18 protein-coding genes are annotated in these 15737 nt (G+C 45.2%); 14 read left to right on the top strand and 4 right to left on the bottom strand.

The features are described 5' to 3' along the window. Positions 1-13 precede the first annotated feature (13 nt). The 10 genes from fliD to F0251_RS02760 all read left to right on the top strand — a co-directional run bounded on the left by fliD (position 14) and on the right by F0251_RS02760 (position 7451). Positions 14-1336 carry a flagellar filament capping protein FliD gene (gene fliD / locus F0251_RS02805; RefSeq protein WP_171730267.1) on the top strand — a complete coding sequence of 441 codons (1323 nt, stop codon included), beginning with the start codon at positions 14-16 and terminating at the stop codon, positions 1334-1336. Between the two features lie 10 nt (positions 1337-1346). Then, on the top strand, positions 1347-1751 hold the full coding sequence (gene fliS / locus F0251_RS02800) for a flagellar export chaperone FliS (RefSeq protein ID WP_171368039.1): 405 nt from the start codon (positions 1347-1349) through the stop codon (positions 1749-1751). Next, a complete protein-coding gene (locus F0251_RS02795) occupies positions 1735-2034 on the top strand; it encodes a hypothetical protein (protein WP_061031960.1) in 300 nt (99 codons plus the stop codon). The genes fliS and F0251_RS02795 overlap by 17 nt, the downstream gene beginning before the upstream one ends. A gap of 2 nt (positions 2035-2036) precedes the next feature. Then, complete coding sequence (locus F0251_RS02790; RefSeq protein WP_171730266.1) at positions 2037-3335, top strand: flagellar hook-length control protein FliK; 1299 nt, start codon at positions 2037-2039, stop codon at positions 3333-3335. 2 nt (positions 3336-3337) lie between these two features. Then, on the top strand, positions 3338-3772 hold the full coding sequence (locus F0251_RS02785; protein ID WP_171730265.1) for a flagellar biosynthesis sigma factor: 435 nt from the start codon (positions 3338-3340) through the stop codon (positions 3770-3772). Positions 3773-3781: 9 nt separating this feature from the next. Next, positions 3782-4489 (top strand): sigma-70 family RNA polymerase sigma factor, encoded by a 708-nt coding sequence (locus tag F0251_RS02780; RefSeq protein ID WP_061031963.1) that lies wholly within the window; start codon positions 3782-3784, stop codon positions 4487-4489. After that, entirely contained in the window at positions 4477-5349 is an 873-nt protein-coding gene (gene motA, locus F0251_RS02775; RefSeq protein WP_102423999.1) for a flagellar motor stator protein MotA, read from the top strand. Before F0251_RS02780 ends, motA begins: the two co-directional genes overlap by 13 nt. Before the next feature lie 7 nt (positions 5350-5356). Further along, positions 5357-6337 (top strand): OmpA family protein, encoded by a 981-nt coding sequence (locus tag F0251_RS02770; RefSeq protein WP_253820276.1) that lies wholly within the window; start codon positions 5357-5359, stop codon positions 6335-6337. Continuing rightward, a complete protein-coding gene (locus F0251_RS02765) occupies positions 6330-6620 on the top strand; it encodes a hypothetical protein (protein ID WP_008216133.1) in 291 nt (96 codons plus the stop codon). The genes F0251_RS02770 and F0251_RS02765 overlap by 8 nt, the downstream gene beginning before the upstream one ends. Positions 6621-6731: 111 nt before the next feature. Next, entirely contained in the window at positions 6732-7451 is a 720-nt protein-coding gene (locus F0251_RS02760; RefSeq protein ID WP_061031966.1) for a lytic transglycosylase domain-containing protein, read from the top strand. Positions 7452-7504: 53 nt separating this feature from the next. Here F0251_RS02760 and F0251_RS02755 read toward each other — a convergent pair whose 3' ends face one another. Both F0251_RS02755 and F0251_RS02750 read right to left on the bottom strand, forming a co-directional pair. Next, entirely contained in the window at positions 7505-9133 is a 1629-nt protein-coding gene (locus F0251_RS02755; RefSeq protein ID WP_171730264.1) for a phosphoethanolamine transferase, read from the bottom strand. Between the two features lie 233 nt (positions 9134-9366). Beyond that, positions 9367-9939, bottom strand: coding sequence for a porin family protein (locus F0251_RS02750; RefSeq protein WP_116871151.1), 573 nt, complete (start codon positions 9937-9939; stop codon positions 9367-9369). 189 nt (positions 9940-10128) lie between these two features. On the opposite strand from F0251_RS02750, the gene F0251_RS02745 reads away from it, so the two are divergent. Together F0251_RS02745 and F0251_RS02740 are read left to right on the top strand one after the other, a co-directional pair. After that, positions 10129-10668: an isochorismatase family protein gene (locus F0251_RS02745; protein ID WP_116871152.1), complete on the top strand. Its 540-nt coding sequence runs from the start codon at positions 10129-10131 to the stop codon at positions 10666-10668. Positions 10669-10719: 51 nt separating this feature from the next. Next, on the top strand, positions 10720-11262 hold the full coding sequence (locus F0251_RS02740) for an AAA family ATPase (RefSeq protein ID WP_171730263.1): 543 nt from the start codon (positions 10720-10722) through the stop codon (positions 11260-11262). Positions 11263-11384: 122 nt separating this feature from the next. Here F0251_RS02740 and F0251_RS02735 read toward each other — a convergent pair whose 3' ends face one another. Both F0251_RS02735 and F0251_RS02730 read right to left on the bottom strand, forming a co-directional pair. Beyond that, positions 11385-12248 carry a MurR/RpiR family transcriptional regulator gene (locus F0251_RS02735; RefSeq protein WP_171730262.1) on the bottom strand — a complete coding sequence of 288 codons (864 nt, stop codon included), beginning with the start codon at positions 12246-12248 and terminating at the stop codon, positions 11385-11387. A gap of 89 nt (positions 12249-12337) precedes the next feature. After that, on the bottom strand, positions 12338-13612 hold the full coding sequence (locus F0251_RS02730; protein WP_116871155.1) for an amino acid deaminase: 1275 nt from the start codon (positions 13610-13612) through the stop codon (positions 12338-12340). Between the two features lie 176 nt (positions 13613-13788). Between F0251_RS02730 and F0251_RS02725 the strand changes: the two genes are divergently transcribed. Then, positions 13789-15222, top strand: a complete 1434-nt coding sequence (locus F0251_RS02725; protein WP_116871156.1) for an amidohydrolase family protein — start codon at positions 13789-13791, stop codon at positions 15220-15222. 85 nt (positions 15223-15307) lie between these two features. Further along, positions 15308-15700, top strand: coding sequence for a RidA family protein (locus F0251_RS02720; RefSeq protein WP_061016111.1), 393 nt, complete (start codon positions 15308-15310; stop codon positions 15698-15700). Positions 15701-15737 lie beyond the last annotated feature (37 nt).

Here is a 15737-nt window from a genome sequence, read left to right as displayed (position 1 = left end):
AAGGGGAAGGGTTATGAACGTTGACGCGGTTCAGTTAGCCAGTAATTTTGCCAGTTTAGACGTGCAGCCATTTGAATTTCGTTATAACCAAAAGCTGTCGATGATTGCTTCTAAAACATCCGCTATCGGTAAAGTTAAAACGGCCCTTCAATCTTTAGAAAACAAGATCTATGAATTTACGAAACCGGGCTCCAGTCTCACTCAAACGTCAACTTCGACATCGAGTGATGACTATTTCTCTCTCTCCGTCGATTCTGGTGTGAATGACATCAACTTAGATGTTTTTGTGCAACAGATGGCTTCCAATCATCAAGTGGCTTTTGATGCCAACTCGGTCGATTCAAATGATGTGATGGCGTCGGGAGGTGTATTTTCTGTCACTCAAGACGGCGTTACTACAGACATCAATATTATGGATGCAGACACTGACGTAAGTGGTGATGTTACGTATAGCGAGTTTGTCAGTTACTTCAATGATCAATTTGACGGTTCTATTCAAGCTACTCTCGTTAAGTCGCAAGGGGCGATGAAAGTGCTGTTTGGTTCTGAAAATGAGGGTGCTGACGCTGCTTTTACTTTGTCTGCAGATGCAGCAAGTGGTTGGGACACAGTCGTCGCGACAGCAAGCGCCGCTCCCATGCAAACCGCCCAAGATGCGGTGATCGCACTCGGTGGTGAGTTTGGAACTCAACTTACTAACTCAAGTAATACCTTTGAATCGCTCATCGATGGGGTCGACCTTACGCTGACTAAAGCGAACAACACCGGAGATTCAGCGACAAAGATTGAAATAGGCGATGATCTCTCTGACACGGTGGCTTCCTTACAAGAATTTGTCGACGCCTATAACAGTGCCGTTACTAAGATCACTAACCTAACTGCTTCTGGTAATGAGGATGAAGCAAGGGGAGTGTTGGCTTCAGATAGCGCAGTGCGCAGCATTGAAAATCAACTGGCTAGCGTTATTCGTGATGATTACAACGGTACTCGCTTGTTTGAGTTAGGGCTCGAAATCGACCGTGATGGCAAGCTTAGCCTGGACTCTAGCAAATTCGAAAGTGCGGCAGCGACGGTTGATTTTGAAACGCTATTTACCGGAAGCGGTGGAGTTTTTGAAGCGTTTGAAAGCAAACTTGAAACCTATATCGACTTCTCCAACGGCTCCCTCAATCGACGAATAGATACGCTCGACAATGAAAAGAGCCGCATTAATGACGCCTTAGCGGCGCTCGATACTCGCTATGAGACTTACTACAACCGCTACTTGTCTCAGTTTACTCAACTGAACTCACTCAGTAGTCAATTGGATTCGGTATCTGGACTTTTCACGATTTAAGGAGCAACACATGCTTTTAGGGAAACAGCAGCAAGCCAATTATGCCAATGTTCAAGTGACGGCGAATGCTTCAGTGTCGTCGAGCTTTGAATTGATTTGTATGTTACATGAGCGACTGATTCAAGAGTTAGAAAGTGTCAAATTCTCAATTGAAACCAAAGACTTGGAACTCAAATCCAAAGCAACACAAAAATCGATTGATATCTTAGTCGGGCTCGATGCGTCTCTGGATTTATCGACCGGGGAAGAGCTTATTCAAAACATACACGCCTTATATGAGCACGCCATAGCGACTGTATTTGAGGCATCAAAAGAGATGAATCCCGAGCTGATCGTTAAGTTGATTGGCGTCGTGACCGATCTGAAAGAGGGTTGGGAAGGTGCCATGGAGTGGCTTGATGAAGCCCAGTCCTAAACAGCTAGAACGTCTTGTCAGTAAGTTAGAGGATGCAGCAAATCGTAAAAAATTTGCTGAGATCGCGAAGCTTAACCTGCTAGTGAAAAAGGTGCTTGTAACCGTTGAACAGTCGCACCCTGACTATGTTGTTATCGTTAGGCGACTTAAGGTGGTTCATGAGCAATGCCGAATCTTGGTGAACCATGAGCAAGCCATATTAAAACAGCAGCTTAGTAACAATATCAGTCTACGTGAACGTGACAAAGCCTATGCTCAGACACAGGTCAGAGCGGGAGAGTAATTATGGAATTGCAAGCACAAACGTCGTCTTATCGAGGCAGTTTGGATTTACTGTCGACGGCAAGTTCTTCAGTGAAAAGTAACACCGCGAGTACGTTATCGGCGCCTCTAGTCTTTGACCACTTAGCTTCTGATCCTTTAGCTTCTGAACGATTGGCTTCAGAACTGGGCGAGATACGTATGACGCCTCTTGCACAGTCTTTTCAGTCGCTATTTTCGGTACTCGACCAGGTGAGTTCGTCTATGGCTGCAAGCTCTCCAGATCCTGCTTATCTCACCACCTCCCGTTCTTCTGAAGGCATAGCTGGTGTTTCTCACTCGGTACTCTCTTACTCACAACTATCTAATTCTGAATTATTGAATCCTGAGCTTGATACCACTCACTCTTACTTACCTTTAGCTCAACTGGAATTACAAGCGCAAGGGTTGAACCTGAGTGATAGAGCGGCGGTGCCGTCGGTCAATTCGACACAAGAGCTTGTGTTGCAATCACAGATTCAACCACCGCAGTTAAGTGCGATTGCTCGTTTTGTTACCCAGCAGTTGGAATTGATGAATCAAAGACGGGGAGCGGGTTTTGAATTCGGTTCAACGAGCAGCGCTTTATTGTTTTCTAAAGGCGTGGAGTATTCAGGGACTGATTGGCAAGCGAGCACGCCTTCATTTGTTGGTCACACGCCCAATAGTTACACCTCCTCTGAGCTTGCTTTGTCGTCTAATCATCAGATGGCCAGCTCAATGTTCAACGCCACTCCTGCAAGCCTCAAATTAGGAGCTATTTCCAACACACCGCTGTTAACGGGGCTGCCCCTAGTTGAAGCGGTTAATACTACCAGTGATAGTAGCCATGTTAGGGCGATGGCCCCGATGATAGAGGCGACCAAAGAGTTTAGTTTAGAGAGCCAAAGGCAGATACATCAAGTCTTGAGAGACAAGATCCAGCTTCAGTTCGATACGTTAAATCAGGCGGCTCGAATTCGTTTTGATCCACCTGAGTTAGGCAAGGTCGAGATGTACATCCGCATGGACGGTGACAAAGTTAACATCCAAATGAGTGCGTCATCTGCGCTAACCAGAGAAGCCATCTTGGCGACATCGGAGCGTTTGCGACACGAATTGACTTCGCAAAATTCAGAGTTGTCTGAGGTAAATATCGTTCTCGACCAGCCGACTCATCGCCAGCCTGAGTCGAAGCAACAAAATCAGCCCTTAGAGCAAGAACGTCCGTCCTCCAGTGATGATCACGCGCAAGAGCAACCAGAGTATGTTTTGGAATACCAAGCATACATAGCGAGGGTCTGAACATGATTAAAGTCTTTATCACCTTTGCTTTAACCCTTGCTCTATGTGTGACCGGTTTTTGGTTTTATCAAACCAATCAACTGAATATCGCTGCCTTGAGTTCATGGTTAATCCCAAGTGAGCCAGAGCCGGTTCCAACACAACAGATCGAGGTTCAGCTAGAAAATGTGCTGGTGCCGATTAATTTAGGTAACCGACAAAGCCTGTTGCTACTGGATGTCTCTATGTTTACGCCAGAGAGAAACAGTGGGTACGTACATGATCAACTGAGCAGAATCAAAAATCGAATCATCAAAAAATTCAGTGTGAAGGAGGCCTCTTACTTTTATAACAAGCAGTTTATCTATGTCATTCAAGATGATTTGAAAGACGATTTGGACGAGTTACCAAGCTTGCAAGTGGGTGACGTGCTTGTGACCAAAGCGGTATTTCAATAGGTCGCCACCATGTTAATGCAGCCTAAATATCAACACACTCAAACCGATGACCAAGCAACGCTACAAGAGCTTGAGAAGCTGGTATTGCAGCAAAACATTAAGTTGATTAATGGGTTGCTGTATCAATATCGCTATGCGGTGGATGAGGGCACGTTTGAAGATCTGAAACAGACCGCCATGATGACCTTAGTGATTGAATTGAGAAAGTTTGACCATGTGGCTAATGATGATTTTCGCCGTGCAGTTGCGGTGCGTATTCGTGGTGAATTGATCGATGAATTGCGTCGACGTGACTACATGGAGCGTGATAAACGCCAGTTGGTGAATCGCATCAAACATGCCGAGCGACAGTTACTCCAGCAACTCGGGAGGGAGCCAACCAGCAATGAAGTCTGTCGACATTTAGGGGTTGAAGCGAGCGATTATCAGCAAGCTATGACTCTCGTGGATGTGTTTGATGATATCGAGCTGGAGTCGGTGGTAACCGCTGTACCTGAAACCGACAAAGAAGTGCTGTTTAACGAGGTGAAAGAGGTGTTGAACTCGCTCCCTGCAATGGAGCAGCGGATTTTGTACCTGGTTTATGTGAAGAGCTTGAGCACCAAAGAGACAGCGTTGGTCCTTGATATCAATGAGATTAAGGTACACCGACTCAAGCATCGAGGCTTGGACATTCTCAAAAGCAGAATTAAGGAGAGTGATGTATGCAAAAGTTAATCGGTATTGTCGTTGTATTGAGTGTGATTTTTGGCGGCTTCATTTTCCTTGGTGGTAAGTTTGAGTTCATCTTTAAGCTATCAGAGATCATCATTATTTTTGGTGCGGCCTTTGCCAGTTTGCTGATGTCTACGACCTCTTCAACGCTTAAATTGATGGTTCAACAGATTGGTATTGCGTTTCGCTCGACCCCTTACAACAAGGACTATTATCAGCAGTTGTTGTCATTGATGTTTGAGCTGATCAATACCGCGAGAGTGAAGAACATCAAAGCGTTGGACATTCATGTGGAGAATCCTGAATCAAGCAAGATCTTCGCGAAGTATCCTCGAATTGCCAAAGACGCGCTGACCACACAATTTATTATCGATTCGTTCCGTCAGGTGATTACGGGTAAGCAGTCTCAACATTTACTTGAGGCGTTTCTTGAAGAAGAAATTGAACATCTAGAAGACGAATATACTAAGCCGTCAGAGAAACTGCATGCCACAGCTGAGGCGATGCCAGGGTTAGGGATCTTAGCGGCGGTGATGGGGATAATTCTCACGATGCAGGGGTTAGATGGTGAGATAAGCGAAATTGGTAAGAACATTGCTGGCGCATTGGTGGGTACTTTCACTGGCGTTTTTGGTTGTTACTGTGTGTTAGGCCCGATGTCGAGCAGCATTAAAGATGTGTCTGAGAATCAGCTAGCGCCTTTGTTGTGTGTTAAGTCGATATTGTCCGCTTATGCGCAAGGGCAGTCGGCTCACATGTGTGCCAATGCCGGTCGAAAAAATATCGAGACGCGCTACAAGCCATCATTTGTTGAACTTGAGAAAGCGGTTGAAGTATTAAGACAGCAACCGTCATCAAGTTAAGGAGACGATGATGCAGCAACCACAAATCATTATTCAGAAAAAAGGTCGCCGTAAGCGCAATGAACTGCAGCATGGTGGTTGGAAGGTCGCAATGGCGGACCTGATGATTTCGTTGATGTGTCTCTTTTTGGTGCTATGGATTTTGCAGGTCGTGGATGTTGATGATCAGAAAAAGCTCCTCAATTACTTTGCTTACGGCAATGACCCAATCATGCATTTAGGTACCAGTGAGAGTGGTGGCAATTCAATTAACCCGCTACCACTGCCTCATGTCGCGACCTCCCACTATGATGCCGATCTTCATAGAATTAACGACACCTCAGTATTGCAAGGGGAATTCAATAGTCAGCAGGAACTTGAATTGCTGGCACAGCGCATAACCCAAGAGCTTTCAGGCATTGATGCACTTGGCAGTGTCAGTGTTTTTGTTACTCCACAGGGCGCTAAATTGGTGATTGCAGACTCAGACAAAGGGCCGATGTTCTTCCGGGGTGGGGCGAAAGTAACGCCTTTATATCAGGATCTTTTGCTCAACCTCGCAGGGTTACTGGAGAATATTGAAAATAAGATGATCATTACTGGTCATACGGACGCCAGTCGTTATAAGGGAAGCCGCATGACGAACTGGGAGCTATCAAGTAATAGAGCGAACAGTGCACGTTACTATTTGAATAAAGGAGGGCTGCAAGAGCGGAATATTTTCCAAGTGACTGGGATGAGTGATACTGCTCCAGTCGATTATGAGAACACCAAGTCTGGCATTAATCGTCGCATCGAACTCTATATATTAACGGCGAATACGTTGGCGCAATTAAACAAGGTCTACAAGTCCTTTACGATCGGCAGTGGCGGTAGTGGTAATGGCTCTTCGCCACTTGCTCAGCATGAGTTAGATAAGGTGTTGCCCGACAGTAAGAGAAAGGCCGTTAGACAAGCAGAGTTGAACCAACCAGTCACCTCTTTTGAAGTGCTAAGCCGATATGACTGAATCACTCAACGTCATGTTTAACACACGTAAGTGCCTAGCTTGGCTAGTGCTGATTGATTACATCTTAATTGGATATTATGTCTATTTAGCGACAAGTTTGCTGTATTTCGATGTTTTTGTCGTAGGTTTGTTGATTGCTATCTACAATATTTTGTTGGTGATGTTTATTGTGCAACAGCCGCAAGGTTTTATCTCTCTCGAGAAAGATAAGCACTTAGTCATTCCCATCTGTTTCGCGGTATTTTTGGGTTGTACCATCGTGGTATTAACCTTTTTTTGGTAAGTCTTTGATTGAACAGAGCATCTGTGTACTTTTAAGGTTGAAAGTCGGCTGTTAACACGGCCAAAGAACAGTTAACACGCATAAAAAACAATACGATGATGGAGTGATGTTTTGGCTAAAAGTTTGAGCGCTCAACTTCTCGTACACTGGTTATTTAAGCTGGTGGTGTTCCTTATGTGTCTTCAAGTTTCTTCCAGTTATGCGCAAAATCGTCCGTCCCATAATGCTATCCAGCCCCATATCAACACGCTTAAGCCATATCAAAGTCAAATATTGAAAAAGCTAGCAGAGTTCGACCCACTAGTTAACGAAATCTTTAGGCAGCTTGCTGAGCGGTCACTCCCTGATAGCTTGGTGTTGGTACCTATGCTTGAGTCTTCGTACAACGTCAATGCGGTATCTCCCGCTAAAGCGGCAGGTTTATGGCAGTTGATGCCAGCGACTGCTGAAAGGTTTGGTTTGACGGTTAATGACAGGCAAGATCAAAGGTTTGAGATTGAACCCAGCACTCATGCGGCGATGCAGTATCTCGATTTTTTGTATCGCAAGTTTGATGGAGATATTAACCTCACTCTTGCGGCATATAACGCTGGAGAAGGGCGAGTGCAACGGGCCGTCAAAAAGGCGGGCAGTCGGCAGTTTTCCGATTTACGATTGCCTAAAGAGACCGTTGACTATGTACATCGTTTTTACGCTTTGCTGGTGTTAGTGGACGTCACTTCACTCAAACAAAATTCGGTTGCGCCAATGTGGCTGTTTGCCAGCGACAGTCACTGGCAAAACGTGCCTTTGGTTGACTTAAACCCCTTACCACCCTTGGTTTCGTTGTGATGGTTAGTGAATACGAGAATCACTCTTTGGAATTAAAAGTACACAAGCCTCTTTTAAAACGAGCGGCACGGAGCAAAGATATCTTGGTTCTCCCGATATTCAGAGGTTTGTACGTCCATTAAGCCAAGTAGGGAGTCAAATAAGTTATCGTGTGAAAAACTCTGCTCCTTCCCTGCCTTTCTTAAGCAAGTCTGGCTTATCCCTTTTTGCTCGGCAAAGCCATCAGACATCCACATGATCATCGGGACATGGGTTTGTTCTTTTGGAGCGAGAGAGTAAGGCATGCCATGTAAGTAGACGCCATTTTCTCCCAATGACTCACCGTGATCGGACACGTACATCAACGCCACGTTGTATTTGTCGGTCAGTTTCTCAAGTTTTTGCATCGCCTGTGAGAGGAAGAAATCAGTGTACAAGATGGTGTTGTCGTAGGTATTGATCACTTCTTCTTTGGTACAGTTTTCAATATCGGCGCGAGCACAGTCTGGGGTGAATTTCTTATGTTCTGCTGGATAGCGTTCAAAGTAAGTCGGGCCATGAGAACCAGAAATATGGTAGAAAATGATGCTATCTTGCTTAAGATCTTGAGTATCTTGCTCAAAGTTCTCTAACATCGCTGTGTCGTAGCATACGTCTTTATTGCACAAAGGGTCGCTATCTTTGGCGACGAGAGTCATCTCTTTGATTCGATGTGCAACGGCCTTGTCTCCACCATCGTGCTCTCGCCAGATTGAGTGAATACCGGCTCGGTTCATGATGTCGACCACGTTATCTTGGTTGTAGGCTTTATCACGGTCGTAGTTACTACGGTTCATGTTAGAGAACATGCAGGGTACAGATACGGCGGTGGCGGTTCCACACGACTGAACATCAGAGAAAAATATCGGGTTGTAAGGTTTGGTGTGAGCGTTCGTTGCTCTCTCATAGCCATGATATTGGTAGTTATATACACGCGCGGTTTCGCCAAGCACAAACACCAGTAAGGTCGGTTTGGTTGCTGCTTTGGCTTGCGGTGTTTGCTTCGCATCTAATCCTAGCTCTTGGTAGGGGATAGGCTCTTTGATGTAGGTGTTATTGATGTACTTTACCGTCGATGCCACATACTCGGTCGGGATGATCATCTTTTTGATGTGCGAGTTATTGCGACCAATCGAGACATAATCTTTGTAAAACAGCCCTGCGATGATGGCTATCACGATCAAAGATGAAAGAAGCCCAATTGCTTTCCATACTAGGAAGTCTTTCCATGATTCTTTTTCTAATTTCGTGAACAAAAGGACGAGAGATGGAATGCCACCCATCAGCACCAGCCATAACACGGAGTGCGCGCTTACATAACTGGCTGCTTCACCGCTATTGGTTTCGAAGACGTTTTCTATCATCCCATAGTCTACATAGATGCCGTAACTGAACATGCTGTAGCTGACGAGTGTTGAGGTGATGAGCAAGAAGATAAAGAATGGCTTGGAGAACATCGGCCAGTTGAAGACTTGGAAGATGAAGTTGAACGCTGCGAGGAAGAAGATTGGAATGGATAGAACAAACCAGAGGCTCTCAGATTTTGAGGACTGAACAATACTAAATAGTTCTTGGGAGAGCGGTATGTTGATAATCAGCAGGTAATATACCGCCAATACAAAGGGCAGTTTGTTTATCGACATATTTACACTTGGTAGATTCACTATGCTTGTCTCCTGCGCCTCTTATCTCTTTATTTTAGCCTCGCTATCAAGAAAGCTCTAATATCAACCTATACAGCTCAAATCGACGATGATGAGCGATAAACTGGCTAAAGTGAAATGACGCGTGTGGGGCAGTAGAAACGAAAAATTCACTTTACTGAGTGACCTTCATGACAAGGTGGAACAGCAAAGTGAATTATTTACGTTAGGGTGTTCTACGTAGGCTCGCTACATTAGAAGTTGTAAGAACCACCTAGGCTAACACTGCTGAATGCCAGTGTCTTATCTTCGGTTTTGAATGGACCGTAGTAGTTTTCTACGCTCACAGCATCTGCTTGTGAAATTAGGCGTAGTGTTAGGTTTTCGATTGGCGTGTATTCAACACCCAAACCAAAGTGGAAACCTGTACCGCTGTCATCAGCGTAACCAGCGCTCTTGTTTGCGTTTAGGTCAACAGAACTTAAACCAGCCAATACAAACGGACGAATCGTGTTGTCGAACGTGTAACCTAGGTTTGCTGATACAGAAACAGACGTTGGAGACAGTTTGTCTGTACCTTTTTTGTAGTCTGCGTAGTCGTTGTAGCCAAGCTCAACACCTACGATACGGTTGAACTGGTAGCCGCCGTATAGGTTGTAACCCATGCCGTCTGAGTCTAGGTTGCCTTGACCGTCTGTATCAGAATCTTGGTACACACCAAGGCCGCCACCGATGTACGCACCACCGTCAGTGCCTGCTGCTAATGCAGGAAGAGAAACCGCGCCGATTAAACCCAGTGCTAATGCTGATTTCGCGAATTTGTTCATTGTTCTTACTCACTCTTTAATGTCATGTAGTATCAATTATTTTTGTTTTCGGCCTTTCGACCGTTGGTGAGTATTATTCCGTAGTCTTATACGTATTACTGTATGGCTTTGTAAGCTAAATCGTTACATAGTAGAGAACATACCCATCAGATTGCTTAGTGAGTTAGGTTGCCCAAAAAAGGGATACACATGCTAATGAGACAAAATACAGGCTTGGTGGTTGTGGATGCTCAGGGCAAGCTCGCACGCCTTGTTGATGAGAGTGAGACACTTATTTCTAACTGTGGGAAGCTGATTAAGGGCGCGCAGGTTTTGGGGCTGCCCATCATTTCCTTGGAGCAGAATCCAGATAAATTGGGAGCAACAGTCAGCGAACTGAATGACTTATTGAGCGAGGTTGAGCCAGTAATTAAATTCACGTTCAACGCGTGTGATGAGCCCAAGTTTGTTGAGGCGGTGAAAGCCAAGGATGTGGCTACGTGGTTGGTGTGTGGGATTGAGGCTCATATTTGCGTGTATCAAACGGCAAAGGGGTTGTTGGATCTTGGCTACAAGGTTGAGGTAGTTAGCGACTGTATTAGTTCTCGAACGGCGCTTAATAAGGATTTAGCTATTTGCCGAATGCGAGAGTCGGGCATTCAAATCACTGGGTTAGAAATGAGCTTATACGAGCTTGTGAAAGATTGCCGCGCACCAGAATTTAAGTCCATTCTGACCTTGATTCGTTAACTTGGGTTCCGTTAAGGTCCGATTCGTTATTTTCCCCTTGAAGAGGTCTATTTGAAAAATCTAATTGTATTTACCGGTGGGCCGGGCTCAGGTAAAACCTCGGTCATCGACACTTTGAAAAGCCAAGGCTATCGCTGCGCACCAGAGGTCGGGCGTAAAGTGATTCAGCACCAAGTTGAGCAACAAGGGAGTGCCTTACCTTGGCTAGACAAAGTGGCTTTTCGTGATGAGATGGTGCGAGAAGAATTAGCCAATTACCAAGCATTTGAGGCAAGTGAGCAACTCGTTTTCTTTGATAGAAGCATCGTAGATTCATACGGTTACAGCTTGTTAGAAACGTTGCCTATTCCAGAATCCTTGCTAAATAGCTGTAAGGAGCTCGCATACAACGTCAAGGTATTTATCTTTCCACCTTGGGAGGCGATTTTTATCAATGACCAAGAGCGTAAGCAAGACTTTGAAGAGGCGGTCGCCACCAATGAAAAGATGGTGGAAGCCTATACCCGATTTGGCTATCAGCTGCTGGAAGTGCCGAAAAGTTCTGTTGAGGAACGCGTCGAGTTCATTATAAATTCCATTAATTCAACTAATTGATTTCATTAAAAACCCGAACTAAAAAAGCCCAACAGTATCGACTCGATTGAGTGATTAATGCGGGGCTTTTCTATCTAGATTCAATTTTTACTGAGCTGTGAAACGCCTACTCTCGACAACGCTTAATCACCAAGAGGTTGTCGGTCGCCGCCACCTCGGTAGGAGTCTAAAGCAACCTTCAAGCGGCGCAGTTTATCGCGCGATCGGTTCTTGTGATTAACTGCCATGCCCATTGAAAGTACATCCACTAACGCTAGCATTGCGTAGCGAGACGCCGATGGTTTGTAGATGAAATCAGTTTCCATGTGTTTGATTGGCAAAACAGTATTCGCAATCTTTGCCAGTGGCGTGTCTTGCGGAGTAATTGCGATGATCTTAAGCCCGTATTGCTTCGCTAGTTCGGCGGTTTCGGTGATCACCGGAGTAAAGCCTGTCGCGGAAATCATCACCATCACATCATTGGCATCGGCTGTTGCGGCAACCATGCGTGACATTAAGCCATCGTTGTACGACACCACTGGATAGCCTAAACGAAACAGTCGGTGTTGCAGCTCTTGAGAGGCAATAGTTGAGCCGCCACCCATGCCGATTGCAATGATCTGTCTGGCGTTGTGTAGCCAGTTCACCGCGGTTTCAACGTCTTGTTCTTTGAATAGAGTGCGGTTGATGTCTAGGCTCTGCTTGATTGACTCGTAGATACCTTGATAGCCAGTTTGGTTAACCGGTTCGAGAATAAAGCGCTGGCCAACCGTTAGGGTTTGAGCAAGCTTGATCTTCATATCACGAACGTTGTTACAGCCAATCGCCTTAGCAAAACGGGTAATGGTAGCTTCACTCACTTGCGCGTTTTCAGCGAGTTCTGTAATGCTGGCTTTGGCGGCAAAATCAATGTCATCCATGATCAGCTTGGCGACTTTTTTCTCGGCATCACGAAGAGCGGGAAAACGCTCGGTTATTTGTGAAATGATATCTACTTCTAAACTCAAGAATCCTGATCCTTTGTTGATGGGGCTAAGCCTTAGCCCCGTTAGTATATCTGAATGCTTCGCTGATTCTAGCTTATTGAAAAATCGAGCTAGAAGCAGGTCTCTACCCAGTTTGTTACCTGATAGTCGTCATCGCTGATAGCAATGTAACGCCACTTATCGAAAGTCAAACACGGGTGTGAGGTTGAGAACGCAATCATGTCGCCCACTTCAATCTCAGCAGAACCGTCTGTTTCAACAAAGGTATGCTGATCCATTACTGCAGTAGCGGTCAGACCTTTCACAGATATAGCTTCACCATTGCGATATCCGCGTTCAGCAATAGGTAATCCAGCATCAAAGGCCACATCACGCTTACCTAGCCCGATCACCAGTTTGGTTGGCTCTGGACGAGAGATAACATACGCCCATACCTCAAGTGCCGATTCTAAATCACCACCCAATTCACACGCGTAGCCTTGGTTTACTTGGGCACGCTGCAATACCTTACTTTGGGCATCTAGGTAGATCCCAGTATCGTGGATGGCATAGCAACCTGGGCGGATGATCGCCAAGTAATCGGTTAGGTGTGCCAAGCACTCTGCCACCACATCATACCAAGCCGATCCCGCGCCAGTGATGATTGGCTGTCCTGTGATCAGTCCATCTGATGCAAGGCTTTCGACAGAGCTTAGTGCCTGGTTTAAGAAGGTGCGAATGTCTTGCTCGGCATTGTCACCATGAATCACACCCTCATACACCTCAATACCCGCTAGCGAAAGCGCAGGCGTATCTTGGATGGTTTGCGCAAGCTCTAGAACTTCTTGAGGAGAACGACAACCACAACGACCACCCGGAACACCAAACTCAATCAGCACTTTTAGCGTTTGTTTTTTGTTGGCGAAATATTGGTTGAGTTGTTGCACGTTGACTGATGAATCCACACAACAATAGAAATCAACGTCGAACTCACTAATAAGTTGTTCGATGATCGCCATGTTGGTTTTACCTACCAATTGGTTAGCCATGATGATTCTTTTTGCGCCTGCCATTGCTGCAATTTCTGCTTGTGCAGGTGTTGCAACGGTAATTCCCCAAGCGCCATTTTCTAGCTGTTGGCGAAAGAAATCAGGCGTCATCGATGTTTTGCCGTGTGGCGACAATTTAACCTGATGATGATCGGCGAATGATTGCATCCAATTCAGATTATTGGTCAACGCTGATTGCTTGATAATTGCTACCGGAAGCGAAATGTCTTCATCGACCAGTCGATAAACGCCGTTCTCAGTTTGTGATACTGCTCTCCCTTTTTGGCCTCTTTCAGTCAAGACGAAACAATCTTTTTGATACTTTATAACATCGTTTTGTGCAGGGTTATGTTTCATTGCTGATTCCTAACATGATTTAAGTGTTTGTTATTTAATATTTAAATCTATCTTGTGTTTGTTTTGTGATAGAAACTATCACACAAATTAAAATATTATGTGTGTTTTGTCACTGAAAATAATCGGCTGGATTTCTAATATAGCTCCATCAACAGAGTGGATTGAGAGAGTGAGAAATGTTGTTCGATACGATAATTAAAAATGTAGAGGTGTTCGATGGCACCGGCGAACAATCGTTTTGTGCCGATGTAGCAATCCGAGATGGAAAAATCACCGAAATTGGCAAAATCGATCATGAAGATTGCAGCCAGTTGGTTGAGGGAGCAGGCTTAGCATTGGCTCCTGGATTCATCGATGTACACACACACGACGATACCAATGTTATTCGTTACCCAGACTGCCTACCAAAGATCAGCCAAGGTGTGACAACCGTGATTGTTGGTAACTGCGGCATCAGTGCATCACCTACAGTTTTGGCTGGCGACCCACCAGACCCAATGAACCTTTTAGGCGCGCAGGCTGATTTCAAATACCCAACCTTTGCCGCGTATGCACAAGCAGTGGAGCAAGCGCAACCAGCGGTGAACGTTGCAGCGTTAGTTGGCCACACCACACTGCGTAACCAAGTGATGGACGACCTACAACGCACCGCAAGCGAAGAAGAAATTGCAGCAATGCAAAGCAACCTTGATTTAGCAATGGAGCAGGGCGCATTAGGCTTGAGTTCTGGTTTGGCTTACGCAAGTGCGAAGCAAGCCAACGCGAATGAGGTGATGCAGTTAGCCAAAGTGCTGTCTAGCCATGGCGGCATCTATACCACGCATATGCGTACTGAATTCGAAGAGATCTTAAGCGCGATGGAAGAGGCGTTTGAGACAGGCCAATACGCGAAAGTACCGGTTGTTATCTCTCACCTTAAATGTGCAGGTGCAGGCAACTGGGGCAGAACTGTTGAAGTACTTGATTTGATGGATAAGGTTTCAGAGCACCAAGATGTGTCTTGCGACTGTTACCCATATTCAGCGAGCTCTTCGACATTAGACTTGAAACAGGTGACGGACGATTTCGATATCTTCATTACTTGGTCTGAAGCAAAACCAGAACATGCAGGCAAAACACTAAAGCAGATTGCTGATGAGATGAACTTACCCCTGATGGAGGCAGCAAAAGCGCTTCAACCAGCGGGTGCGGTTTATCACTGTATGGATGAGAACGACGTAAAGCGCGTTTTGAAATACAAGTTGACCATGGTTGGTTCCGATGGGTTGCCGAATGACCCGCACCCGCACCCAAGATTGTGGGGCACCTTCCCGAAAGTGTTAGGCCATTACTGCCGAGATGAAAAACTGTTCGCATTGCCTGAAGCGATTCACAAAATGACTGGTATGTCAGCAGAGCGCTACAACTTAGCGGGTCGAGGTGAAATTCGCCAAGGTGCATTTGCCGATTTAGTTTTATTTGATCCAAAGAATATTAAAGACACCGCAACATTTGAAAATCCTATTTCAGTTGCAGAAGGAATTGAGAGTGTCTTTGTTAATGGTGAGTTAACTTACCAAAAAGGAATTGTACAAAATAATCGTTCGGGCGTTTTTATTTATCGTAATTAACGAATTTAAAGAACTGAAATTATTTTATTTAAATTAAATTTATTGGAATAACCAATATTATATATTTTACATCTGGAGTTAAAAAATGACTATTAAACGTTACGGTGTTGAAGGTGGTACAGGTACAGGTGGACAACATTTACCATTTGCACGAGCAACGGAAGCGGGTGGTTTCCTATATGTTTCTGGCCAGACACCAATGACTGACGGTGAAGTGGTTGAAGGCGGTATTGTTGACCAGTCTCGCCTAGCGATTCAAAACTGTGTCGATATCATGACTGAAGCGGGCTACGGCCTAGAAGACGTAGTACACGTAAAGGTTGTACTGACAGATTCTCGTTACTTCCAATCTTTTAATAAGGTATTCAAAGAGTTCTTTGGTGCTAATCCACCGGCACGTATCTGCATGGTTTGCGACCTAGTTGTAGACGTGAAAGTTGAAGTAGATGTGACTTGCTACCGCGCTGATCGCGTTTAGTTATAACCTAATCACAATAACCTACTTAGAGAGTATT

It is taken from the genome of Vibrio sp. 070316B (assembly GCF_013114115.1).
In the GTDB taxonomy this organism is placed as follows: Bacteria; Pseudomonadota; Gammaproteobacteria; order Enterobacterales; family Vibrionaceae; genus Vibrio; species Vibrio chagasii_B.
The sequence above is the reverse complement of the archived record's forward strand: the minus strand, read 5'-3'. Positions and strand labels throughout refer to the sequence as shown.

Coding starts and splice junctions, on each gene's coding strand:
- fliD (WP_171730267.1), top strand. CDS start 14: ATGAACGTTGACGCGGTTCAGTTAGCCAGTAATTTTGCCAGTTTAGAC.
- fliS (WP_171368039.1), top strand. CDS start 1,347: ATGCTTTTAGGGAAACAGCAGCAAGCCAATTATGCCAATGTTCAAGTG.
- F0251_RS02795 (WP_061031960.1), top strand. CDS start 1,735: ATGAAGCCCAGTCCTAAACAGCTAGAACGTCTTGTCAGTAAGTTAGAG.
- F0251_RS02790 (WP_171730266.1), top strand. CDS start 2,037: ATGGAATTGCAAGCACAAACGTCGTCTTATCGAGGCAGTTTGGATTTA.
- F0251_RS02785 (WP_171730265.1), top strand. CDS start 3,338: ATGATTAAAGTCTTTATCACCTTTGCTTTAACCCTTGCTCTATGTGTG.
- F0251_RS02780 (WP_061031963.1), top strand. CDS start 3,782: ATGTTAATGCAGCCTAAATATCAACACACTCAAACCGATGACCAAGCA.
- motA (WP_102423999.1), top strand. CDS start 4,477: ATGCAAAAGTTAATCGGTATTGTCGTTGTATTGAGTGTGATTTTTGGC.
- F0251_RS02770 (WP_253820276.1), top strand. CDS start 5,357: ATGATGCAGCAACCACAAATCATTATTCAGAAAAAAGGTCGCCGTAAG.
- F0251_RS02765 (WP_008216133.1), top strand. CDS start 6,330: ATGACTGAATCACTCAACGTCATGTTTAACACACGTAAGTGCCTAGCT.
- F0251_RS02750 (WP_116871151.1), bottom strand. CDS start 9,939: ATGAACAAATTCGCGAAATCAGCATTAGCACTGGGTTTAATCGGCGCG.
- F0251_RS02745 (WP_116871152.1), top strand. CDS start 10,129: ATGCTAATGAGACAAAATACAGGCTTGGTGGTTGTGGATGCTCAGGGC.
- F0251_RS02730 (WP_116871155.1), bottom strand. CDS start 13,612: ATGAAACATAACCCTGCACAAAACGATGTTATAAAGTATCAAAAAGAT.
- F0251_RS02725 (WP_116871156.1), top strand. CDS start 13,789: ATGTTGTTCGATACGATAATTAAAAATGTAGAGGTGTTCGATGGCACC.
- F0251_RS02720 (WP_061016111.1), top strand. CDS start 15,308: ATGACTATTAAACGTTACGGTGTTGAAGGTGGTACAGGTACAGGTGGA.